21 protein-coding genes are annotated in these 21,644 nt (G+C 37.1%); 6 read left to right on the top strand and 15 right to left on the bottom strand.

Going from position 1 to position 21,644, the window contains the following annotated elements; translation table 11 throughout:
* Nucleotides 1–21 precede the first annotated feature (21 nt).
* From DOS84_RS06445 to DOS84_RS06410, 8 genes are all read right to left on the bottom strand, one after another.
* A complete protein-coding gene (locus DOS84_RS06445; RefSeq protein ID WP_111409297.1) occupies nt 22–1,188 on the bottom strand; it encodes an FAD-dependent oxidoreductase in 1,167 nt (388 codons plus the stop codon).
* A gap of 31 nt (nt 1,189–1,219) precedes the next feature.
* The gene (locus DOS84_RS06440) at nt 1,220–1,978 is read right to left on the bottom strand and encodes a helix-turn-helix domain-containing protein (RefSeq protein WP_111409296.1); all 759 of its coding nucleotides are present in this window, start codon (nt 1,976–1,978) and stop codon (nt 1,220–1,222) included.
* Nucleotides 1,979–2,138: 160 nt separating this feature from the next.
* On the bottom strand, nt 2,139–4,361 hold the full coding sequence (locus DOS84_RS06435; RefSeq protein WP_111409295.1) for an NADP-dependent isocitrate dehydrogenase: 2,223 nt from the start codon (nt 4,359–4,361) through the stop codon (nt 2,139–2,141).
* A 287-nt stretch (nt 4,362–4,648) separates the two neighbouring features.
* Nucleotides 4,649–4,999, bottom strand: a complete 351-nt coding sequence (gene rplS, locus DOS84_RS06430) for a 50S ribosomal protein L19 (protein WP_111409294.1) — start codon at nt 4,997–4,999, stop codon at nt 4,649–4,651.
* A gap of 205 nt (nt 5,000–5,204) precedes the next feature.
* On the bottom strand, nt 5,205–5,576 hold the full coding sequence (locus DOS84_RS06425; RefSeq protein ID WP_111409293.1) for a hypothetical protein: 372 nt from the start codon (nt 5,574–5,576) through the stop codon (nt 5,205–5,207).
* Nucleotides 5,577–5,644: 68 nt separating this feature from the next.
* Nucleotides 5,645–6,322 (bottom strand): tRNA (guanosine(37)-N1)-methyltransferase TrmD, encoded by a 678-nt coding sequence (gene trmD / locus DOS84_RS06420; protein ID WP_111409292.1) that lies wholly within the window; start codon nt 6,320–6,322, stop codon nt 5,645–5,647.
* A gap of 303 nt (nt 6,323–6,625) precedes the next feature.
* Nucleotides 6,626–7,273, bottom strand: a complete 648-nt coding sequence (locus tag DOS84_RS06415) for a DNA/RNA non-specific endonuclease (RefSeq protein WP_111409291.1) — start codon at nt 7,271–7,273, stop codon at nt 6,626–6,628.
* Between the two features lie 17 nt (nt 7,274–7,290).
* Complete coding sequence (locus tag DOS84_RS06410) at nt 7,291–7,734, bottom strand: DUF1569 domain-containing protein (RefSeq protein ID WP_111409290.1); 444 nt, start codon at nt 7,732–7,734, stop codon at nt 7,291–7,293.
* Between the two features lie 364 nt (nt 7,735–8,098).
* Here DOS84_RS06410 and DOS84_RS06405 point away from each other — a divergent pair, with 364 nt between their 5' ends.
* The 6 genes from DOS84_RS06405 to DOS84_RS06380 all read left to right on the top strand — a co-directional run bounded on the left by DOS84_RS06405 (nt 8,099) and on the right by DOS84_RS06380 (nt 12,276).
* Nucleotides 8,099–8,626 (top strand): GNAT family N-acetyltransferase, encoded by a 528-nt coding sequence (locus DOS84_RS06405; RefSeq protein ID WP_111409289.1) that lies wholly within the window; start codon nt 8,099–8,101, stop codon nt 8,624–8,626.
* 143 nt (nt 8,627–8,769) lie between these two features.
* On the top strand, nt 8,770–9,333 hold the full coding sequence (locus DOS84_RS06400; RefSeq protein WP_111409288.1) for a DUF4256 domain-containing protein: 564 nt from the start codon (nt 8,770–8,772) through the stop codon (nt 9,331–9,333).
* A 114-nt stretch (nt 9,334–9,447) separates the two neighbouring features.
* Nucleotides 9,448–10,236 (top strand): hypothetical protein, encoded by a 789-nt coding sequence (locus tag DOS84_RS06395; RefSeq protein ID WP_111409287.1) that lies wholly within the window; start codon nt 9,448–9,450, stop codon nt 10,234–10,236.
* A 6-nt stretch (nt 10,237–10,242) separates the two neighbouring features.
* Nucleotides 10,243–10,779: a GNAT family N-acetyltransferase gene (locus DOS84_RS06390; RefSeq protein WP_111409286.1), complete on the top strand. Its 537-nt coding sequence runs from the start codon at nt 10,243–10,245 to the stop codon at nt 10,777–10,779.
* A gap of 113 nt (nt 10,780–10,892) precedes the next feature.
* A complete protein-coding gene (locus tag DOS84_RS06385) occupies nt 10,893–11,825 on the top strand; it encodes a peptidylprolyl isomerase (RefSeq protein WP_111409285.1) in 933 nt (310 codons plus the stop codon).
* Between the two features lie 115 nt (nt 11,826–11,940).
* The gene (locus DOS84_RS06380) at nt 11,941–12,276 is read left to right on the top strand and encodes a tRNA-binding protein (protein WP_111409284.1); all 336 of its coding nucleotides are present in this window, start codon (nt 11,941–11,943) and stop codon (nt 12,274–12,276) included.
* Between the two features lie 35 nt (nt 12,277–12,311).
* Here DOS84_RS06380 and DOS84_RS06375 read toward each other — a convergent pair whose 3' ends face one another.
* From DOS84_RS06375 to dinB, 7 genes are all read right to left on the bottom strand, one after another.
* A complete protein-coding gene (locus DOS84_RS06375; protein WP_111409283.1) occupies nt 12,312–12,839 on the bottom strand; it encodes a YceI family protein in 528 nt (175 codons plus the stop codon).
* Nucleotides 12,840–13,136: 297 nt separating this feature from the next.
* On the bottom strand, nt 13,137–13,955 hold the full coding sequence (sseA, locus tag DOS84_RS06370) for a 3-mercaptopyruvate sulfurtransferase (protein ID WP_111409282.1): 819 nt from the start codon (nt 13,953–13,955) through the stop codon (nt 13,137–13,139).
* A gap of 1 nt (nt 13,956) precedes the next feature.
* On the bottom strand, nt 13,957–14,505 hold the full coding sequence (locus DOS84_RS06365; RefSeq protein ID WP_111409281.1) for an RBBP9/YdeN family alpha/beta hydrolase: 549 nt from the start codon (nt 14,503–14,505) through the stop codon (nt 13,957–13,959).
* 2 nt (nt 14,506–14,507) lie between these two features.
* On the bottom strand, nt 14,508–15,332 hold the full coding sequence (locus DOS84_RS06360; protein WP_111409280.1) for an alpha/beta hydrolase: 825 nt from the start codon (nt 15,330–15,332) through the stop codon (nt 14,508–14,510).
* A 249-nt stretch (nt 15,333–15,581) separates the two neighbouring features.
* Nucleotides 15,582–16,844 carry a cysteate-C-fatty acyltransferase gene (gene capB, locus DOS84_RS06355; RefSeq protein WP_111409279.1) on the bottom strand — a complete coding sequence of 421 codons (1,263 nt, stop codon included), beginning with the start codon at nt 16,842–16,844 and terminating at the stop codon, nt 15,582–15,584.
* 439 nt (nt 16,845–17,283) lie between these two features.
* On the bottom strand, nt 17,284–20,334 hold the full coding sequence (locus DOS84_RS06350) for a DNA polymerase III subunit alpha (protein WP_111409278.1): 3,051 nt from the start codon (nt 20,332–20,334) through the stop codon (nt 17,284–17,286).
* Between the two features lie 63 nt (nt 20,335–20,397).
* Nucleotides 20,398–21,594, bottom strand: coding sequence for a DNA polymerase IV (gene dinB, locus DOS84_RS06345; protein ID WP_111409277.1), 1,197 nt, complete (start codon nt 21,592–21,594; stop codon nt 20,398–20,400).
* Nucleotides 21,595–21,644: the final 50 nt, after the last annotated feature.

Below are 21,644 nucleotides of genomic sequence, written 5' to 3'. Positions count from 1 at the left end.
AGATAGGAAGCAATGATATTTTTAGTTTGAGAATTGGTTAAACATTTCCAATAGTTTTTTAAGCCCCTCTGGAGAGTGCATTAATTCAGTATTGTGCATGGTTTCCTTTCCTCTTTCAACAAATCGTGTAAACATCTGTTGTTCGTAATATGCAATTGCAGATTTTAGGTCAACAATTTTTTCGCTAGTCAAACTTTCGCTCAATTGTAAAGCGTCAAGCATTGCCATATTTACTCCTTCGCCGGCATATGGAGGCATCCAATGAGCCGCATCGCCTATAAGTGTGATGTTTGTCTGGGCCTCCCATTTTTGATCTAAAGGCATACAATAGAGAGTCCTTGGGGTGAATGTCGTGTTTTCATATGCAAATAATTCGAACCAAACGGTATCCCAATTGAAGTACTCTTTTTTGAACCACTCTAAAACTTGTTTAGTGTTTTTATAGTCAATACCACTTTGTGTAACCCATTCTGCATTTGTTTTCCAGCCGGCATAGAAATTCAAACTCCCATCGCCTTTTGCACTTACTGACACGGTTTTTGAATCTCCCAAGGCCATAATTTTTCCACCTTGTAATAAGTTGTGAATTGATGGGGCATTTTTTTCAGAATCAGGAATATTACCTTCTAATACTGTGATGCCGGAATAGAAAGGCTGTATTGAGGTAACGAACGGACGAATTTTGGATTTAGCTCCGTCCGCACCTATTATAATGTCGGCAATAGCAGTTTTACCGTTTTCAAAAACTATTTTCCAGGTATCGTTAATGCTTTCAAGAGAAACAATATGACTGTCCCAAACTATGGTATTAGGCTTTAATGAATCCACTAAAATAGTTCTTAATGGTCCACGGTCAATTTCTGGTCTGAACGATTCATCTCCAAAATTGCCGCTAGATTCATCATTATGGTCGTCGAAGAAAATTTTTGTATTTTCATCAACAATGCGAAGCCGGTCAGCATTAGGTCTGTAATTTGTTTTGAATGCATCCAGCAAACCTGCTTCTTCAAGTGCTTTTAATCCCGATTCATGATGTAGATCAAGTGTTGCGCCCTGTACCCTTCCATCTCTATTGAAATCTCGTTCATATACTTTTACATTTGCTCCTTTAAGTTGTAGAAGTCTAGCTAATGTAAGTCCACCAGGACCTCCGCCAATGATTGCTATTTTTTTGTTTTGTAATAACATTGCTTTATAAGTTTAAAATTATAAGGCAAAACTACTTGTTTGGCAAAGTCGAAAATTGTAAAAATCGGTCATTTTTGTTTTTGAATAATTCTTTTGGTGTAACACCCGAAAGTTTTTTGACTTCTTTGATGAAGTGGGCCTGATCCGTAAAGTTTTGTTCAGGGAATAGTATTCCTTGTTTTATATGTTGTACCGAAGCCCTAAATCGCAGAATATTGCAATAGGCTTTTAAGGAAAGTCCGAACATTTGATTGAAATAGCGATTGATTTGCCGACTGCTCCAAAGTACTTTTTCGGATAATTCGGAAACAGATTGTGAACCGCTTGAAGAATAGATGAGATTGAAAAGTTTTCGTTTCCTATCGTCCACTTTTTGCGGTATAAGCGTTTTTATTTTGTCGGAGACTTTGATGCAAAGCGAATTAAAATCGGTTAAGTCTTGCTGTGTAACTTCCCAAAAGTCTGCCGGTAAATGATGTACTCCGTTTAATATGTCTGAAATACTGATGTTTAGTAGGTATTCAATGGCCAAAAGTTTTAAATTGACTGCAAAAATAACGGTTTTAGGGGGAAGCATTGTTTCTGTTGGCTCACTTTCTAATCCCATTAAAGTAGTATGGAAAGATTCAGTGTCTGAATAAGAAAAGAAAATATCTATTCTCCCATCGGGGATAATTACAATTTCTTTTTCGGTATCCGAATGATTGGTAAGCATCCAAAACCTTTCCACAAAATCGGAAATAGATTCTTCTGCTTCGATTATTTTGTATTCAATATCGTTGTTAGGCATTCGGTTTAATTTTTTTGTTCTGAACCAATTTCAAAGATACTAAACAAGTGTATAAAAAAATGAGATGCTCAATCCGTGTTATCTATGGCCTATCTCCAAAAAAAAAGACAACCGTTTCCAGTTGTCTTTTGAATATATAAAATAGAATTAACTATTTGGCTTATGCTATTTTAGCTAAAATACCGTTGAAAGTTTCGCTTGGACGCATTGCTTTGGCTGTCAAGGCTGGATTTGGTTGGTAATAACCGCCAATATTTTGGGCTTTGCCTTGAGAACCAATTAATTCGGAATTTATTTTAGATTCATTTGCAATAAACTCAGCAGCGATAGGAGTGAATATTGCTTTTAATTCGGCATCTTTGTCTTGGGCTGCCAAAGCTTCTGCCCAATACATTGCTAAATAAAAGTGAGAACCGCGGTTGTCAATTCCACCCACTTTACGTGAAGGGGATTTGTCCGTTGCCAAGAATTTTTCGGTTGCAGTATCAAGTGTTTCAGCTAAGATAATTGCTTTTGGATTGCGTAAAGTTTGTCCTAAATGCTCTAATGATGCTCCTAAGGCCAAAAACTCTCCAAGTGAATCCCAACGCAAGTATCCTTCTTGGATAAATTGCTCAACGTGTTTTGGTGCCGATCCTCCTGCGCCAGTTTCAAATAAACCACCACCGTTCATTAACGGAACGATAGAAAGCATTTTTGCTGAAGTTCCTACTTCCAGAATTGGGAATAAATCGGTTAGGTAATCACGCAATACATTTCCTGTTACCGATATAGTATCCAATCCTTTAACGATACGATCCAAAGTAAAATTGGTCGCCTCAATAGGATTTAAGATTCTGATGTCTAAACCAGTTGTGTCGTGGTCTTTTAGGTATTTTTCAACTTTTTGAATTAATTGTCTGTCGTGGGCTCTGTTGCTGTCCAACCAGAAAACGGCAGGTGTATTAGATAGACGGGCTCTGTTCACGGCTAGTTTTACCCAGTCTTGAATTGGAGCGTCTTTCGCCTGACACATTCTAAAAATATCGTTTGCTTCTACATTTTGTTCCATTAAAACAGTTCCGTTTGTATCGACAACGCGAACAACTCCGTCTGCTTTCATTTGGAATGTTTTATCGTGAGAACCATATTCTTCGGCTTGTTGCGCCATCAAACCTACGTTTGGAACACTTCCCATTGTGGTTGGTACAAAAGCACCGTGTTTTTTACAAAAATCAATCGTCGCAGTATAAACACCAGCATAACATCTGTCCGGGATGATGGCTACAGTGTCTTGTTGTTTTCCGTCTTTATTGAACATCTGTCCGGAAGTACGGATCATGGCTGGCATAGACGCATCTACAATCACATCCGAAGGCACATGAAGATTAGTGATCCCTTTGTCTGAATTTACCATCGCCAAAGCTGGTCCGTTCTCTATTGCCTGTGCAATTGCAGCTTCTACTTCGGCTTGTTGAGGATGTCCTGCAATTTTTGCATATACATCACCTAAACCGTTGTTTGTGTTGATGTTCAATTCTGCAAATAAACTGGCATATTTTTTGAATACATCCGCAAAATATACTTCAACAATAGCGCCAAATATAATTGGATCAGAAACTTTCATCATTGTTGCTTTTAAGTGAACTGAAAGCAAAATGTTTTGTTCTTTGGCTTCTTTTATTGTTTTGGCTACAAAAGATTTCAAAGCATTCAAATGTAAAACAGAACTGTCAATGATTTCTCCTGATTTCAAAGGAGTGCTTGGTTTTAATACAGTTGTTGTACCGTCTTTGGCAACAAATTCGATTTTTACATCAGTAGCATCAGCCAAAGTCAATGATTTTTCACTTCCGTAAAAGTCACCGCTTTCCATAGAAGCTACGTGAGTTTTTGAATCAGCAGACCAGGCGCCCATAGAGTGTGGATTTGCTTTTGCGTAATTTTTAACCGCTTTTGGGGCTCTACGGTCTGAATTTCCTTCACGTAAAACTGGATTTACTGCGGATCCTAAAATTTTAGAATATTTAGCTTTGATTGCTTTTTCTTCTTCTGTTTGTGGATCTTCCGGGAAGTCAGGTAAAGCATAACCATGTGATTGTAATTCCGCAATGGCTGCTTTCAATTGTGGAATTGAGGCTGACACATTTGGTAATTTTATGATGTTTGCTTCAGGAGTGGTGGCTAATTGACCTAATTCCAATAATGCATTTTTTGTTTTTTGGTCTTCTTTTAAAAATTCCGAAAAGTTCGAGATGATTCTTCCCGCAAGAGAAATGTCTCTTGTCTCTATTTCGATATCAGAAGTAGCAGTGAATGCCTGAACAATTGGTAAAAAAGAATAGGTTGCCAGTAAAGGAGCCTCATCTGTAAGTGTGTAAAAAATTTTAGCTTTTGGTGTCATTTTTTTTATTTTTATAATCTAAATCACAATTAATTTAAGGCCTTATTAAAAATTACATCGTTTGAGATAAGGCGGGCAAAGATAAGAAATGCAGTTGTAATAGAGATTTTATTTGTATATAAAAAAATAAATTTAAAGAGATATTCTGTGATATTTAGAATTTGATATTTTTAGTGCCGTTTGATTTTTGAATTATGATTTTTAACACCACAAATTTATCAAAAAAAAAGTCCCAATCGCGATTTTCATCGGTTGGGACTTTTTTATCATTAAAGAAATAGCGTAAACTATCTTCTTTTGTCTCTAATCTTAGCTTTTTTACCAGTAAGTTCTCTGAAGTAGAAAATTCTAGCTCTACGTACAGCACCTTTCTTGTTGATTTCAATTTTTTGCAAAGCTGGCAAGTTTACCGGGAAGATACGCTCAACTCCAATTGCTCCTGACATTTTACGAATTGTAAAAGTTTCTGTGTTAGCAGAACCTCTTCTTTGAATTACAACACCTTTAAAAAACTGTGTTCTTGTTTTTTCACCCTCTTTAATTTCGTAGTAAACTGTGATTGTGTCTCCAGCTCCGAATACAGGGAAATCTTTTCTTGTTACGAATTCGTCTTGAACGAATTTCATTAAATCTGCCATGATAATTTTTTTAATTATGGTTTAATCAAACCAACATTCGCGGACTTCGCCAGAGGTTGATTTAAATTTGGGTGCAAATGTAAAAAATAAATATGAATTGTGAATTATGAATCATGATTTTTTTAATTGGCTAGCTATTTGGAGGAAACCGAAAAAAAAGAGCTTTTATTAGAAGCTCTTTTTGTGATTTGATTGTTAGAATAAATTAAGGAACCATTTTTGATTGTTTCACTTTTTTTATGATTTCTACAATTTTATCGTCTGTTCTTGCTTTAATATCGCTGTATTTGTTTATGCCCAACGATGAAGTCAACGTTTTGTCTCTTTTATCAAATAATTTATCAATTTCTTTATTACGATTTTCTTTTGATAAATTCTTTTCGTCCAGACCAAACAATTCCAGTACTAATGTGCTGTTCGCATTTCCGAAATAGGTTTTTTCATCGTCACTTAGCGCGATACCGTAAGTTTTATTGAGTTCATTCAATAAGGATGTTCTATTTATTCCTTGTGCAAAGGAAACAGCTGAAATGAAAAAAGTAACAATTAAAATTACTTTGGAGATTAATCCTTTCATGGTTTTATACTTTTAAAAGTTATTAAGAAGCAAACTAATTCTTATTATAAAGTATAAATATATGAAAATTAATCGTTTAACAGGTCAGGTCTCCTGTTTTTCGTGTGCTCATACGCAGTGTCTTCTCTCCATTTGTCAATCTTGGCAAAATGCCCACTCAGTAACACATCTGGAACTTTCCAGCCTTTGTAATCGGCAGGACGGGTGTAAATTGGGCCCGAGAGTAAACCATCCTGAAAACTGTCAGTCAATGCCGAGGTTTCGTCACTCAAAACCCCTGGGATCAATCGAATTAAGGCATCGGACAAAACCAAAGCCCCTAATTCTCCTCCCGATAAAACATAATCGCCTATCGAAATCTCCTTAGTAATAAAATGATCACGAACGCGTTGATCGACACCTTTATAATGCCCACACAAAATGATAATGTTTTCATACATCGACATGGTGTTGGCCATTTTCTGGTTCAGTGTTTCGCCATCAGGAGACATGTATATTATTTCGTCGTAGGTTCTTTCGCTTTTAAGGTGGGTGATGCAGGCATCTATGGGTTGAACGGTCATGACCATTCCGGCACCACCGCCAAAAGGGTAATCGTCCACACTCTTTTGTTTGTTGGTTGTATAATCTCTTAAATTATGAATATGAACCTCTACGAGCCCTTTGTCTATGGCGCGTTTCATAATTGAAGCTTCAAAGGGGCTTCTCAATAATTCAGGTAATACGGTTATAATATCAATTCTCATGTTGCTTTTTTAGGAACGGCAAAGGTACAAATAAATTAACAAGAGCCATTTGTAACTTCAACTCAAACATATGGAATTTATAAATTCTTGGAGAGCGATTTTTTAACCATATAAGTAATATAAGGTCATATAAGAAAAATTTAAATGGACTTATATTACTTATATGGTTGATTTTTTTAGAATATGTAGTCTTGCTAAAACGTCATTTCTTGTAAATCCAGCTTATAAAAAGTGTAAGCCCACGTTAGAAAACTCAAATGGACTTATATTACTTATATGGTTGATTTTTTTAGAATATGAAGCCTAACTAAAACTCCATTCCTTATAGCTCAACTCTTTTTCTATTTTTTCTTCTATTTTTTCAGAAAGTTTTTGGTTAAAATCGATACCGGTAATTTTTTCAATTGCATCAATGGTTGTTGCAAAAGTATAAAGAGGAGCATCCGATTTTTCATTGGGAACCAAAAACGGAATCATAACCAAAGCATTGTCCTGTACCCGAACCACTATTTTGAAAAAATAATCGGGCACCGAAACTTCTTCGTCGCCAATAGTAACTAAATTATCGTGCAAAATACTTCCAGTTACGATAAAAAGAGCCGTGTATTTATCAGCCCAATAACGAATTTTTTGTTCCAGTCGGTTCCATATCCCAGCGTTGAAAGCTCTATTTTGAGGTGATACATTCGAGGTGTAAAAAGTTTCATTGTAGGCTTCATTGGAAAATTTCATATCGGCGGCGGGAACCAGATGTCCTTTGTCGTAGCCAGTATCTTTGTAGTTTTTCCAATGTGCCGATTCGGTATCGACCAACGGATCTTGCTTGAAATAAGGTCTTTCAAAATGATGTTGTTGTTGGGACTCCGCCGTCAAATAATAGGCAGCCCACTCCGCTTGTTCATGTTCCTCAGAATATGACAGAAAGAAGTGTTTATGTCTGATGATACTCATAAACGAATATTATTTTGTTAAACTCCAAACTGCCTCAAATGATGATCCGTATGCCTCCACATCAATTTATCCCAATCTTCGTAAGTCATTTTGCCCCAAAAAGGATGATCCATAAGCTTGATCACTTGAGTGCCTTTTGTAAATTGGCTAAAATTTTCTGCAAATTCTTTTCTGCTGGATTCAAAATCATAGGAACCTTCAAATTTTAGCTCTTTAGCCGTAGGACTGTTTTTTCCAAAGTCATTATTAAAAGCTTTGTTTTTTATTAAACGGCCTAAAATACGCAGCAGGAAATACTTCTTCATCTCTTTTGTGCCAAACGCAACCTGAATCGCAGCGTTGCAATGCTTGCACATTTGGTCCACTGTCATCTTGCCCCACAGTGCTTTACTGTCAGGCGTAAGAGAATTGATCCTGGCAATTATATCCTCATTATCGGCTTTGTCATATATTGAACCCATACTTTATTGGTTTAAAGTGATAAACAAATATAATCCTTTGCAACCAATTATACTATCAAAACAGTATTACCAAAAAGAATAAAGAGAGTAATTATTAGGAGCAATTTCCAGCTATCCGCTTGTATCCACGCAAAAAAAGCGTGGGATACTGCTTCTATCTGGGCTAGGCTTTAGTGGAATTAAGTATTCTAAATAGCATTTTCATTTCATAACAAGTGGCTCTAAACACAATTCTTGTTTTAGAAATAGTGTAAGGGAAATTTTAATATATTTACGGAGTAGGAATGGAGAAGTCATTACAAAAAAACAATAGTTTGTGGTCAGGGCATGCCACCACTAACTTAGATAAAATAAATACGAGAGAATGGTCGACATAAATTTCACGCCTTTTCCAATTTTGACAACTGAAAGGTTAACTCTTAGACAATTATCAATTGATGACACGCAAAATATTTTTGCTTTGCGTTCAGACGCAGAAATAAACAAATATCTTGACAGAGAACCATGCAAGACAATTGATGATGCAATAAATTTTATTAAAAAAATTAATTATAACGTTAAAAATAATAACTCAATTTATTGGGTAATTAGCTTGACAAGGACAAAAACATTTGTTGGAACAATTTGTCTTTTTGACTTTTCAAACGAAAAAAATAGTTGTGAAATCGGATATGAACTTATGACCAAATTTCAAGGACAAGGAATAATGAAAGAAGCGGCTCAAGTAGTAATTGACTACGTGTTTCAGACTTTAAAAGTTGAAAAAATACTCGCTTTTACACATTATGAGAATCAGGATTCAACCAATCTTCTGTTAAAATTCAATTTTGTGAAATCATTAGAAACGGACAAAGAAAATCCTAACTTAAATATTTTTACTTTGGCACAATAACATTGACAACCAGAAAGCAAAACATATTAAGAACAAAAGTCAAACCTCTAACTCTTACTACAACGGATTTGGGTAATTGGCTTAATGGGAAGTTGGTTTTACATTTGGAATATTTTAGTAAATCAAAATAACACATAACGGCAATGGAAAATAAAAAAGAGTTGTCACCAGAACAACATTCAGCATTACTCGGAATATTAAAAACCCGTTTTGAGAAAAATAGAAGTCGCCACATCGGTCTTGATTGGGGCAATGTGCAGGCTAAACTGGAAGCTAATCCCGAGAAACTATGGTCTCTCAACGAAATGGAGAGAACTGGCGGTGAACCGGATGTTGTAGGCCATGATGAAAAAACGGGCGAATACATTTTTTATGATTGTGTAGCAGAAAGCCCAAAAGGACGTAGAAGTCTTTGTTATGACCGTGAAGCACTGGATTCGAGAAAAGAATTTAAACCAGAAAATAGTGCTATTGATATGGCCGCTGAGATGGGAATCGAAATCTTAACGGAGGAAGAATACCGAGAATTACAACAATTAGGGAAGTTTGACACGAAAACATCGAGCTGGGTAATTACACCTTCCAATATTAGAAAACTCGGTGGCGCCATTTTTGCTGATTTCCGCTATAACACGGTATTCATCTATCATAACGGGGCATCTTCTTACTATGCCGTTAGAGGGTTTCGTGGCTCACTAAGGGTTTAGGTGCTAAGTAAAATAAGCCATTGATAATTTTTAAAATGGCAAAATTATAAGAAGCCCAAAAAAAGCTTAATGAATTTAATTGACGAATAATTGAGTTTGTAACAACATAATAAAATGATTATAAAAAGAAATATGATTTTGTCGCTGATAGTAACGCTATTGGCAAATGTGATTTTGGCACAAACCAATGCATTAAAAGTGGTTTATTATTATCCTAAAGATTCATTGAAGTTTGAGAAAGACGATGGTGAATTGGATTATAATTACGAAGGTGAATTGTACGGAAAAACGACAATGATAATCCATTGTGAAAGTCGATTTGGTTATTTTGAATTTGTCTTTAAAAAGAAAATTAATAAACTAAGCCGCATAGTGGAATACAAAGATGGAGCGGTAAGTGAAATTTTTAATTTTAAAACGAAACATTGGGAGCATGAAGAAGGAACTAATGATTACAAGGGCAGTAGAGCAAAGCCACTAAATACAGTAGTTTATAGTGAACATAATTTATATGCTTTTGTATTAGTTCACGATCACGGAGGAATATTAGAGAAATTAAAATTTCAGGATTTTGGGAATGTTGTATATTGGCCAGAATTCGATTATTCAAATTGTTTCATAAGTGATGAAAACCATGATGGAAAACCGGAATTCTATTTGTCATATATGGGGGAAAGTGATGGATTGGATGCTAAACCATTTAAACAAATTATATATGCATTTTCTGAAAAACCAAATAATAAGAATTATGTTAAATCCAAAGCTACCTCTTTTTACCCAGCTGGAAATGAGGATGATGTTTACAATATAGAGTATGACACTAATTGGAAAGAACTGCCCGAAAGTATAAAAGCTAAAAGCCGAAAAATTTTAAAAGAACATAAGATAAAATATAAAATGTAATAACTCATGACAATCATTATTGATAGCACTCTTAAACTGGAATTGATTGCCGAAAATCATGCTCAATCCATTTTTGAAATGGTTGATGCTAACAGAGCTCATTTAAGACCTTGGTTGCCATTTGTAGACCGAATGCAGACTGTAGAATTTGCTCAAAATTTTGTAAAGGAAACCATGCAACGTAACAATGACAGAAACGAATATGCTTTTGTCATTATTGAAAATGAAAATATTATTGGTAGAATTGGTGTTTATAAGATAGATAATCAAAACAAAATTGGAGAAATTGGTTATTGGATTATCGAAGGATTACAGGGAAAAGGAATTGTTATAAAGTCTTGTAAAGCCATCATCGATTTTTGCTTTTCAGATTTACAATTAAACAGAATCGAAATCAAATGCGGAACCGAAAATTTCAAAAGCAAGACTATTCCGGAGAAATTAAATTTCACAAAAGAAGGAGTGATTCGACAAGGCGAATTACTTTATGATACATTTATTGACTTGAATTTGTATTCGCTTTTAAAATCAGACTTAGTTTAATCAATAAATTTAGTAATGGCAGAGCAAAACACATTTGCTTGTAATCAAATCCGCAATTTTTCTGATTCTATAAATTTATTCGTAAATTTGCACCTCAATAAAAAACAAACACAATGGAAAACGGAATATACGCTAAATTTAACACCGCTAAAGGGGCGATTTTGGTAAAATTAACACACGATTTAACACCAGGAACTGTTGGGAACTTTGTGGCTCTTGCCGAAGGGAACATGGAAAATAAAATAAAACCACAAGGACAAAAATTCTATGATGGTTTAAAATTTCATAGAGTAATTCCTGATTTTATGATCCAAGGAGGTTGTCCTCTAGGAACAGGAACAGGAGATCCGGGTTACAAGTTTGATGATGAATTCCATCCAGACTTACGTCACGATGCGCCAGGTGTTTTATCTATGGCAAATTCAGGACCAGGTTCTAATGGTTCTCAGTTTTTTATCACACACGTTGCTACACCTTGGTTAGATAACAAACATACTGTTTTTGGAAATGTAGTAGAAGGACAAGATGTTGTAGATGCTATTGCTCAAGGAGATGCTTTAGAATCTGTAGAAATCATCAGAGTTGGCGAAGAAGCCCAAAAATGGAATGCTATTGAAGCTTTTGTAGGTTTAAAAGGAGCTCGTTTGAAAAAACAAGCAGCTTTGAAAGCAGAATCAGAAGCGAAAATGGAAACATTGGCTGCCGGTTTTGAAAAAACAGAAAGCGGTTTGCGTTACCAATTCATCCAAAGAGGTTCTGGGAAAAAAGCAGAAAGCGGAAAAACAGTTGCTGTTCACTATGAAGGTTCATTAGAAAATGGTAAAGTTTTTGATTCATCTTACCCAAGAAAAAAACCAATAGAATTCAGATTGGGTCAAGGTCAAGTAATTGAAGGTTGGGACGAAGGTATTGCTTTGTTACAAGTTGGTGATAAAGCTCGTTTCGTGATCCCGTCAGATTTAGGTTATGGACCAGCAGGAGCAGGTGGTGTTATCCCACCAAATGCTACCTTGATTTTCGACGTAGAATTGATGGATGTTAAATAGTATTCAGTGATTATTGAAATAAACAGGAGTCCCAAAACGAAAGTTTTGGGATTTTTTTTGTTGTTAACTTAGAACCTCAGTATCTTAGTGGCTTAGCAACTTAAAAATGGAATCTATGAATTTAACCTGGTCAGAGTTTGAAAGGGTAGAAATGCGAGTGGGTACTATACTCGAAGTTAATGATTTTCCCGAAGCTAGAAAGCCAGCTTTTCAACTTACTATTGATTTTGGAAGTGTAATCGGAATCCGAAAAACCTCAGCGCAAATCACCAAAAGATATACCAAAGAAGTTTTGATTGGAAGACAAATCGTAGCTGTAGTCAATTTTCCTAAGAAGCAAATCGGAAAGTTTATGAGTGAATGTTTGGTGCTTGGAGCAGTAGGCGAGGAAGGTGATGTGATTTTATTGGCACTCGATTTCAAAATAGAAAATGGATTGCGAATAGGTTAACATTATGAACTGTTGGTAGGATTTTGCATTGTGTATTATTTCTTTAGTAATTCAATATTGGCAATTATCTTAACTTCTTCACTAACCAAAAAACCGCCAGTTTCTATTGCGGTATTCCATACCAAGCCATAATCTTTGCGATTTATTTTTCCTCTTAGCTTTAGCCCCACTTTAGTATTTCCCCAAGGATCAATATTGGTGCCACCATATTTTATTTCTAAAATGGTTGGCTTTGTAATTTCTTTGATAGTCAGTTTACCTATTATTTCAAAAGTAGCATTGCCAATTCTTTTAAATTTAGTGGAATGGAAAGTGATTTTTGGAAACTTTTCGGCATCGAAGAAATCAGCACTTTTTAAGTGAGCATCTCTTTTTTGATCATTGGTATCTATGGAATCAACATTTGCGGTAAAAGAAAATACTGCATTTTCAAAATCTTCTTCTGCTTCGGCAGTTCCGGATATTTCATTAAATCTACCTGTAATAGTAGCAATCTCAAGATGCTTAATTTTGAAAAGTACTTCTGAATGTGTGGAATCTATCTCCCATTTCATATTTTCCATGATTGTCTTTTTTTAATTAGAGAGAATTAAAACGACATAAACTTATGTATAAAGTTAATCATTTTTACTCAATTTCAATTGGTTTTTAATGCATAGGTATCTGTTTTTTAACGTATTAATTGTTTTTTTTTGTTTTAAAGAAAAGAAAAAGATGATATAGTGGTTGCAGACACGTAAGCAGAGGCGATTGTTTTCTGCTTTTACGATTCAAAAATGAAAAGCGGATATGGAAAGCGGATTAAAAAAAGGGTGGCTTTATAAAAAAACACCCTTTTTATAAAAATTATTGATTGTTTTTTACTTCTCAATAGGCAAATCAGTGGAACCCCATTCGGTCCAGGAGCCATCATAAACGGCTTTTGGATTGTCTGAAATCAATTCGGTTGCCAATAAAACAATGCAGGCGGTAATTCCGGAACCGCAAGTGAAATACAAAGGCTGGTCGTTGAGTTTTAGGATTTGCTTTAATTCTTCTTTTGATTTGAATTTTCCGTTTTGCTGCAGTTCCGTGTAGGGAACATTAATGGAACCGGGAATGTGTCCGCTTCTCAATCCGGCTCTTGGTTCTTCGAGAGTGGCGTGGAATCGATCTGCAGATCTGGCATCCATAAGCACGGCTTTTTTACTTGAGATATTCTCCAGAATCTGCTCTTTGTTTTTGATTAATTCGGAATTAAATTTTGCCTCAAAATTCCCTTTTTTATAAACTGTCTGCTGTTGTTTTTCTGTTGGATATCCTTCTTTAATCCATTCTGGAAGTCCACCGTCTAAGACAAAAACATTTGAATGCCCCATTGCTTTGAACATCCACCAAGCTCTAGGACTGGAATAGATCCCCAAAGTATCATAAACCACAATCGTGCTATTTGTGTTGATACCTAATTTTTGACATTCGATAGTGAACTTTTCTTTCGAAGGGAAGGTGTTTGGTAATGGATTGCTGGTATCGCTAAAATTGTTTTTGATATCAAATAAACGGGCGCCTTTTATTTGTAAATCGGGATTTTGGTTCTCTAGATTAGATTGATTTTGGTCTAATCTCGCCTCAAGGATGATTAGATTTGAATCGTTTAAATGTTCTTGTAACCAAGCTGCGGAAACTATAGGATTTGTCATTTTAGAGCTTAATTTTTGATATTAGTTGTTGTAAATAGTTTTGTCCTTCTTCCCAATATTCGAGATTGGAATCGGAGTTGATCTGTCCTTTTTGACCAATGTTTATAAAGTCACTTCCCCAATAATTGGCTAATTCTGCTGCTCTTTCGAGTGACATATAGGTGTCATTTTCAGTTCCTACAACTAGCGTCGGAAACGGAACCGGTTGGGTTGGAATGGGGGAAAAGTGTCTTAGGAAATCAGGAGTATGTTCAGGAGAATCCACATCAGCGGGAGCGACAAGCATGGCACCCACAATATTTGGATTGCTGTTTTGGGAGATCCAATGCATCACTAGCGAAACTGCTAGACTATGAGCCACCAAAATAGTTGGTTCTTCTGTTTTTTGGATAGTTTTGTCAAGTCGGTCCAGCCATTCGTTCAGTTGAGGTTCGTTCCAATTGTCTTGTATGACTTTGGTTGAATTAGAAAATTTTTGTAGCCAAAAGCTTTGCCAATGCTTTTCGCCAGAATCACCAAGTCCTGGAATGATTAATAAGTGCGGGGTCATTTTTATTTCTTTTTTAAAGCTGTAATTCTTTGAATTTCTTTGACAACCAAAGGAAAAGCAGGCTCGGTCATGTTGTGTCCAAAACCTTGTAATTCATATAAAGTCGTTTGTTTGTGGCCGGCAATTTTCATCATTCGCATCATATAGGCGTTTTCTTCATAGCGTCCCAACATTTCCTTTTCCCTGTCACCTGTAATTAGCAATAAAGGCGGAGCATCGGCGCGAACGTGGTACAAAGGGGCAAACTCATCGACTATGGGCTGTGTGTCTGGAATGCCTCTTTCTTTTCGGATTTCAAAATGGGTGATGGTTTGAGCGCTCAACGGAATCAATCCCGCAATGGAGTTGGCATCAACTCCGTCTGCTTTCAACCATTTTTTGTCCAATCCCAACATTAATGACAAATATGCTCCAGCTGAATGTCCTGAAACTATAATTAACGAATCATCTCCGCCGTAAGTGGCAATATTCTTGAATGTCCAAGCTACGGCTGCTGCTGCATCTTCAATACATTTTTGTGCTTTTACTTTGGGGGACAATCGATAGTTTACCGAAACCACGCAAAATCCTTTGTCTTTGAGTCCTTCAGGAAGTTCTTTGCTACCTGAGGTTAAGCCACCACCGTGAAACCAAATTACGGTTGTAAATCCTTTGGTGTTTTTTGGGTAATAGACATCGAGAACACAGCGCTCCTTGATATACGCATCGGCATTGGCGGTAGCCTCATTGTAATAAGGAATATTGTTAATGGTGGTGTATTCCGTTTTTTGGGCTGAAACTAATGTTACAGAAAGTAATAATAGTAACGAAAGAAATATTTTTTTCATTTTTTGGTTTTATTTTGAAATCATAAAAATACAGAATTTTGTCTTCTTTGTGTTGGTTCTTATAAAAATATAAAGTTGTGGTATAGCCCCGATGGGAGGGAAAATCCTTTTGTCTCGTTCTCAAACGAGATAAAAGATTGGAAGGACAGCGGGACCGAACATGATGAGATATATCAGTGATTTGCTCCAAAAAAAAATCCATCAACTCGAGGCTGATGGATTTTCTATATTCAAATGAACTGCTGAAAATTAAGCGTCCAAATCTACTGTAGTTCTGCTTGCAATTTCTTTGTACGTTCCGTTTACTAATTTCTCACGGATCGCTTCGAAAGCAGTTAGTGTTTCAGCAATATCTTCCAATGTGTGAGAGGCGGTAGGAATAACACGTAATAAAATCATTCCTTTTGGTATAACTGGATAAATTACTATCGAAAGGAAAATGCCGTAGTTTTCTCTTAAGTCATTTACCATTACCATTGCTTCTGGTACACTTCCTTCCAAATAAACTGGTGTAACACAAGTATTGGTGTCACCAATATTAAATCCTTTGCTTCTCAAACCATTTTGCAACGTATTTACGTTTTCCCATAATTTGTTTTTCAATCCTGGGTTGTCACGCAACAATTGCAAACGTTTCAACGAACCAATGGTTTGAATCATTGGTAAGGCTTTGGCAAACATTTGAGAACGTAAGTTGTATTTTAGGTAATCGATAATGTCTTTATCGGCAGCAACAAAAGCACCAATATTTGCCATTGATTTTGCAAATGTGGAGAAATATACATCAATTCCGTCTTGGCAATTTTGCTCTTCACCAGCTCCGGCACCTGTTTCACCAAGTGTACCAAAACCATGTGCATCATCTACAAGCAAACGGAAATTGTATTTTTCTTTCATCGCTACAATCTCTTTTAACTTTCCTTGTTGTCCGCGCATTCCAAAAACACCTTCGGTAATAAATAAGATACCACCTCCAGTTGTTTCGGCTAGTTTTGTAGCACGATCCAAGTTTTTCTCCATACTTTCGATGTCGTTGTGCTTGTACGTAAAACGTTTTCCGCTATGCAAACGAACACCGTCAATGATACAAGCGTGCGCATCTACATCATACACGATCACGTCATTTCTAGTCACCAAAGCATCAATGATAGACACCATTCCTTGGTAACCAAAATTTAATAAGTAAGCTGATTCTTTCATTACGAAAGCAGCCAATTCATTCTCTAATTGTTCGTGATATTTAGTGTGACCACTCATCATACGAGCTCCCATTGGGGCAGCAGCACCATATTCTATCGCTGCATCTGCATCTGCTTTACGAACTTCAGGATGGTTTGCAAGACCTAAATAGTCATTCAAACTCCAGTTCAAAACCTCTTTTCCTTGAAATTTCATTCTCGGTCCTAAGTCTCCTTCTAATTTTGGGAATACAAAATAACCTTCTGCTTGCGATGCCCATTTTCCTAATGGTCCTTTATTGTTTTGAATTCTTTCGAATAAATCTTTTACCATAATATATAATATGTACTACTATTAATTTTAAGAAGTGGCAAAAATAATTATTTATAATGTATTAGCGCCTTGAAAGTATATTTATTTTTCCAAATTCAAACCATTATTATAACTAATGCTGTCATTTTGAGTTAAGTCGGGATGAGGAGCTACTTACTTCATCAGTTCGCTTCGCTCGTGTTCTGCCATTCATTGCAAACTGTTTGTAGTAAACCTTTTTTCATGTGTCGCAAGGTATCACGTCCTGAAAATCACACTATACAGATTATTAAATAAATCCTAATTAGTTATATAACTATAATTTTTAATGCTAAACTTACTATACAACTGTTTTTTTATTTAATATATAACGTGAATTGTATTGTTGTTCCTGCATAAAAGGTTGTCCAAAGCGCCCCTGTTTCCAATCCTAAAAAGAACTGCTTATCTCTTTTTTCGCTCAGTTCATTTTATGTCTCGGAAGATTGATTTCATGTTCCTGCGGATAAGGCGTGCGATGGGTACTACTGACATCTTCCTTGATTTGATTTTGTGTTTTGAACTGGTCTTTGGAATCCATATATCTGGGATCGGGGATAAAAGGCATCTTGGCCATTTTGGTTATGGTAATAGTAGGGAAATGATAATCTACCTCTACAGTGCCCAAGAGCAGATAGCATCCACCTCCCAGAAAAGGATACTGAGTAAGACTGTCGGGAAAGTGGGCTGTATCAAAATAAGAACCTTCATGGTCAATCCAAGTTCCAAAATACATGGTTCCTCTTTTGGTTGGTACCTGTTTTCGGGAGATGAGATAGGCCAGCATCCGCACTTGTTTTTTATGGCAGTTGAGTAGGTCTTTGGCCATAATATCTCCGCGGTTCTTTGTCTGCAAAAGATCAAAAGGGGTGCAGGATACGGGGAAACTCAGCAGTTCAATTTCGTCAAAAGCGTCTTCAAACAACGATCGTTCTAAAGTTGGGAGTTTGTATTCCTTAACGGGTTCCTGTATCAAGAGTAAGTTTTTGTTTTCGGGTTTGTAATTGTTTAATAGCAAACTGGCAATGACGAGCAACTGATTTTTGGTTTTGCCGGTAAAGCGAAAAGCGCCAATAAAAATTAAGATTTTAATTCCTTCAATACCCATTGGGATGCGATTGATGAAATCTTCCAGCGATTGGAAATTACCATTTTTATTGCGATCTGATACTATGAAGTATGCCATTTTGGATTCCAAACTTTGCAGGTGCATAAATCCCAAATAGACATCAGTTCCATAAAGTGTGGTTTCGTATTCACTTTTGTTTACACAAGGATTATGGATGGTGGCGCCAGCCATACGCGCTTCGTGCACATAGACTTCGGTTCTGTAAAATCCGCCCTGATTGTTGATGACAGCTACCATAAACTCAATAGGATAATGAACCTTAAGATACAAGCTTTGATAGCTCTCCACGGCATAGGAAGCAGAATGCGCTTTGCAAAATGAATACCCCGCAAAGGATTCAATTTGTCTGTATATTTCTTCGCTCAGCTTTAAGGGATGCCCTTTTTGGGCACAGGAGGCGAAGAAATTGTCCTTTACTTTTTGCAATGCTTTTTTGGAGCGTCCTTTACCACTCATGGCGCGACGCAGAATGTCGCCATCGGCTGCGGGAAGTCCGCCGTAGTAGAGGGCAATTTTAATGACATCTTCCTGATAGACCATAATGCCATAGGTTTCCCCAAGCTGTTCTTTAAACACTTCGTGAAAGTATTCGAACCTGTCTGGATGATTGTGACGAAAGATATACTCTTTCATCATACCGGACTGTGCCACACCCGGACGAATAATCGATGAAGCAGCGACCAGTGTTTTATAATTATCACATTTCAGACGGCGCAACAATCCCCGCATGGCTGGGCTTTCGATATAAAAACAACCTATGGTTTTGCCTTGCGCCAAATAGCTATTAGCTAAAGCTTCATCTTTAGAGAGTGAAGTGTTTCGAATATCCACTCGGATTCCCCTGTTTTTCTCAATGAGTTTCACGCTGTCATCAATATGTCCAATACCGCGTTGGCTTAGGATGTCAAATTTTTCGAAACCGATGTCTTCGGCAATATGCATATCAAAAAGCACAATTGGGAATCCCTTGGGAGGCATTTCCAATGGTGTGTAATTGGTGATGGGGTCTTCAGAGATTATAATTCCGCAGGAATGCATACTGCGCTGGTTTGGATACTTCTCTAGTAGCATACCATATTCCTGTACCAATTTTACTATGCTGTTGGTGTCATGCAACTTCATGGGATTTTTAGCGAGTCTGTCGAGTTCTTCTTTGGGTAGTCCAAAGACTTTACCCACTTCCCGAAAAATGGAGCGGTATTTGAATTCCACATTGGTACCACAAAAGGCAACATGGTCGGCTCCGTAACGGTTAAAAATGTATTCTAAAATTACATCCCGTTCTTTCCAACTCCAATCGATGTCGAAATCGGGTGGGCTCTTGCGATTCAGATTCAAAAAGCGTTCAAAATACAAGTCAAGTTCCAGCGGACAAATATCCGTAATCCCCAAACAGTAGGCAATGATACTGTTGGCCCCGCTACCACGACCAATGTGCATAAAACCTTGACTGTTGCTATAACGAACAATGTCCCAAGTGATCAAAAAATAACCGCTGAATTGTAGCTGGTCGATCACTTTGAGTTCTTTTTCCACACGAGCCTTCGCCAAAGTATTGTCTTTGCCGTAGCGCCACAAAAATCCCTGATAGGCCAGAGCGGTCAACAAGGAAAGATCACTTTCCTGATTGGTGGTGTAGAACTTTTTATTTCTCGGGGTATTAAATTCAAATTTAAATTCGCATAAATCCATTACTTTTTGTGTATTGGAAATAATTTTTGGATACTCCACATAGGACAATAAAAGGGATTCCAAGGGCAGCATTACTTCAGAGGTTTTACAGTAATCCGATACGGTAAGTTTAGACAGAATATTGTTGGTATCTATGGCACGCAGGATCTTATGGAGGTTGAACTCTCTTTTGGTTCTGAAGGTTACGGGCTGGAGAATTACCATTTTCGAAATTTTACTTTTCCATTCCGGCAGAAATAGTTTGGATAGTTCTTCCGGACGAATTCCAATATATTCGTTCTCCCGAAGGGTGGATGGAGCCTGTTCCAAGGAATACACTATATATACGTCATTGAACTTAGGAGCAATAATAGGCAAGGACTCCCCACTGAAATTGTGGGCAGTTAAAAAACGGTTCATCTCGGCGAGTCCATTGGCGTTCTTGGCCAGACCAACATACCGCAATTGATGCCCGCAACGAAACTCTATACCGACAATTGGTTTGATGCCCACAGTAGCACATCCTTTTATAAAATCATAAATTCCCGTTACGGTATTGATATCGGTAAGTGCCATTGTTTTTACCCCGCAGGTGACTGCCTGCCCAATGAGGTCTTCAAGGGGAATGGTGCCATAGCGGAGAGAGTGGAAGGAGTGGCAGTTGAGGTACATGGGGTTGTTTGTTGTTTAGAGGTTTAGAGGTTTAGAGGTTTAGAGGTTTAGAGGTTTAGAGGTTTAGAGGTTTAGAGGTTTAGGGTGGCGTTTTAAAATTTCATCTTTGGTATTGGGTTTGAAGGAAGCGCCGGCACAACGCATTACGGCATCAAAACCATAACGACTCTTCATTTTGTCCATGGCGGCATAAAGGGATAACATCTCCTGGGTGTCTTCAAAGAGATTGATTTGGTAGGTTCCCCTGACGAGTCCGCTAAAACGGATGCCTATTAATCTCAACCGCATTCGACGTTGGTAAAGTTTATCAAAGAGATCGGTTACATTCCTGGTTAGGATATGATCTGCTGAGGTATAGGCAATTTTGCATTGTTTGGTTTCGGTATCAAAATTGGCATAGCGTATTTTAACCACTATTGTCGAGGTTAGCCACTGCTCGGAACGGAGTTGAAAAGCCAGTTTTTCGACCATACCCATCAGCACCGATTTGAGTTTTGCAATATCAATGGTATCCTGGGAAAAAGTATGCTCGGTGGAAATGGATTTTCGCTCAGTATAAGGTTCAACAGGGGTATTGTCAATGCCATTGGCTTTTTTCCATATCTCTAGACCGTTTTTGCCAATCATGCGTTGGAGTACTTCAGCGGGCATTTCGGAGAGTGTTTGTATGGTGCGAATGCCAATTCGGGATAAAAGCTGAAAAGTCACATTGCCCACCATGGGTATCTTTTGGATGGACAGCGGATTTAAAAAGGCTTGTACATTATTCTCGGGAATTTCCAAATTTCCTCTTGGTTTCCCTTCACCAGTGGCTATTTTGGAAACCGTTTTATTGATGGACAATGCAAAACTAATGGGTAATCCTGTTTCTTTAATCACGGATTGTGCAAGTTCGTTAGTCCATTTATAACTGCCATGAAATCGATCCATACCCGTGATGTCAAGATAGAACTCATCAATGCTGGCTTTTTCCATTATGGGAGCTTTTTCCTGAATCACTTGGGTTACATCATGAGATAATTTGGAATACAATTCCATATCCCCTTTGACAATCTTGGCCTGTGGGCAAAGCCGCATCGCCATGTTGATGGGCATAGCCGAACGCACTCCAAAATGACGTGCCTCATAGGAACAGGAAGCTACTACACCACGATCACCACCACCAATAATTAGTGGAATTCCTTCTAATTGAGAGTTCCCCAATCTTTCACAGGATACAAAAAAGGTATCCAAATCCATGTGTACAATTGCCCGTATCATTTTCCTTTGTTTTTGTAGACAACAAAATTAGTACAGGTTGTAACATTTTT

It is taken from the genome of Flavobacterium aquariorum (assembly GCF_003254745.1).
Lineage (GTDB): Bacteria > Bacteroidota > Bacteroidia > Flavobacteriales > Flavobacteriaceae > Flavobacterium > Flavobacterium aquariorum.
Note: the sequence above shows the minus strand (reverse complement) of the source record. Positions and strands in the feature narration are given on the sequence as shown.

Coding starts and splice junctions, on each gene's coding strand:
- DOS84_RS06445 (WP_111409297.1), bottom strand. CDS start 1,188: ATGTTATTACAAAACAAAAAAATAGCAATCATTGGCGGAGGTCCTGGT.
- DOS84_RS06440 (WP_111409296.1), bottom strand. CDS start 1,978: ATGCCTAACAACGATATTGAATACAAAATAATCGAAGCAGAAGAATCT.
- DOS84_RS06435 (WP_111409295.1), bottom strand. CDS start 4,361: ATGACACCAAAAGCTAAAATTTTTTACACACTTACAGATGAGGCTCCT.
- rplS (WP_111409294.1), bottom strand. CDS start 4,999: ATGGCAGATTTAATGAAATTCGTTCAAGACGAATTCGTAACAAGAAAA.
- DOS84_RS06425 (WP_111409293.1), bottom strand. CDS start 5,576: ATGAAAGGATTAATCTCCAAAGTAATTTTAATTGTTACTTTTTTCATT.
- trmD (WP_111409292.1), bottom strand. CDS start 6,322: ATGAGAATTGATATTATAACCGTATTACCTGAATTATTGAGAAGCCCC.
- DOS84_RS06415 (WP_111409291.1), bottom strand. CDS start 7,273: ATGAGTATCATCAGACATAAACACTTCTTTCTGTCATATTCTGAGGAA.
- DOS84_RS06410 (WP_111409290.1), bottom strand. CDS start 7,734: ATGGGTTCAATATATGACAAAGCCGATAATGAGGATATAATTGCCAGG.
- DOS84_RS06405 (WP_111409289.1), top strand. CDS start 8,099: ATGGTCGACATAAATTTCACGCCTTTTCCAATTTTGACAACTGAAAGG.
- DOS84_RS06400 (WP_111409288.1), top strand. CDS start 8,770: ATGGAAAATAAAAAAGAGTTGTCACCAGAACAACATTCAGCATTACTC.
- DOS84_RS06395 (WP_111409287.1), top strand. CDS start 9,448: ATGATTATAAAAAGAAATATGATTTTGTCGCTGATAGTAACGCTATTG.
- DOS84_RS06390 (WP_111409286.1), top strand. CDS start 10,243: ATGACAATCATTATTGATAGCACTCTTAAACTGGAATTGATTGCCGAA.
- DOS84_RS06385 (WP_111409285.1), top strand. CDS start 10,893: ATGGAAAACGGAATATACGCTAAATTTAACACCGCTAAAGGGGCGATT.
- DOS84_RS06380 (WP_111409284.1), top strand. CDS start 11,941: ATGAATTTAACCTGGTCAGAGTTTGAAAGGGTAGAAATGCGAGTGGGT.
- DOS84_RS06375 (WP_111409283.1), bottom strand. CDS start 12,839: ATGGAAAATATGAAATGGGAGATAGATTCCACACATTCAGAAGTACTT.
- sseA (WP_111409282.1), bottom strand. CDS start 13,955: ATGACAAATCCTATAGTTTCCGCAGCTTGGTTACAAGAACATTTAAAC.
- DOS84_RS06365 (WP_111409281.1), bottom strand. CDS start 14,505: ATGACCCCGCACTTATTAATCATTCCAGGACTTGGTGATTCTGGCGAA.
- DOS84_RS06360 (WP_111409280.1), bottom strand. CDS start 15,332: ATGAAAAAAATATTTCTTTCGTTACTATTATTACTTTCTGTAACATTA.
- capB (WP_111409279.1), bottom strand. CDS start 16,844: ATGGTAAAAGATTTATTCGAAAGAATTCAAAACAATAAAGGACCATTA.
- DOS84_RS06350 (WP_111409278.1), bottom strand. CDS start 20,334: ATGTACCTCAACTGCCACTCCTTCCACTCTCTCCGCTATGGCACCATT.
- dinB (WP_111409277.1), bottom strand. CDS start 21,594: ATGATACGGGCAATTGTACACATGGATTTGGATACCTTTTTTGTATCC.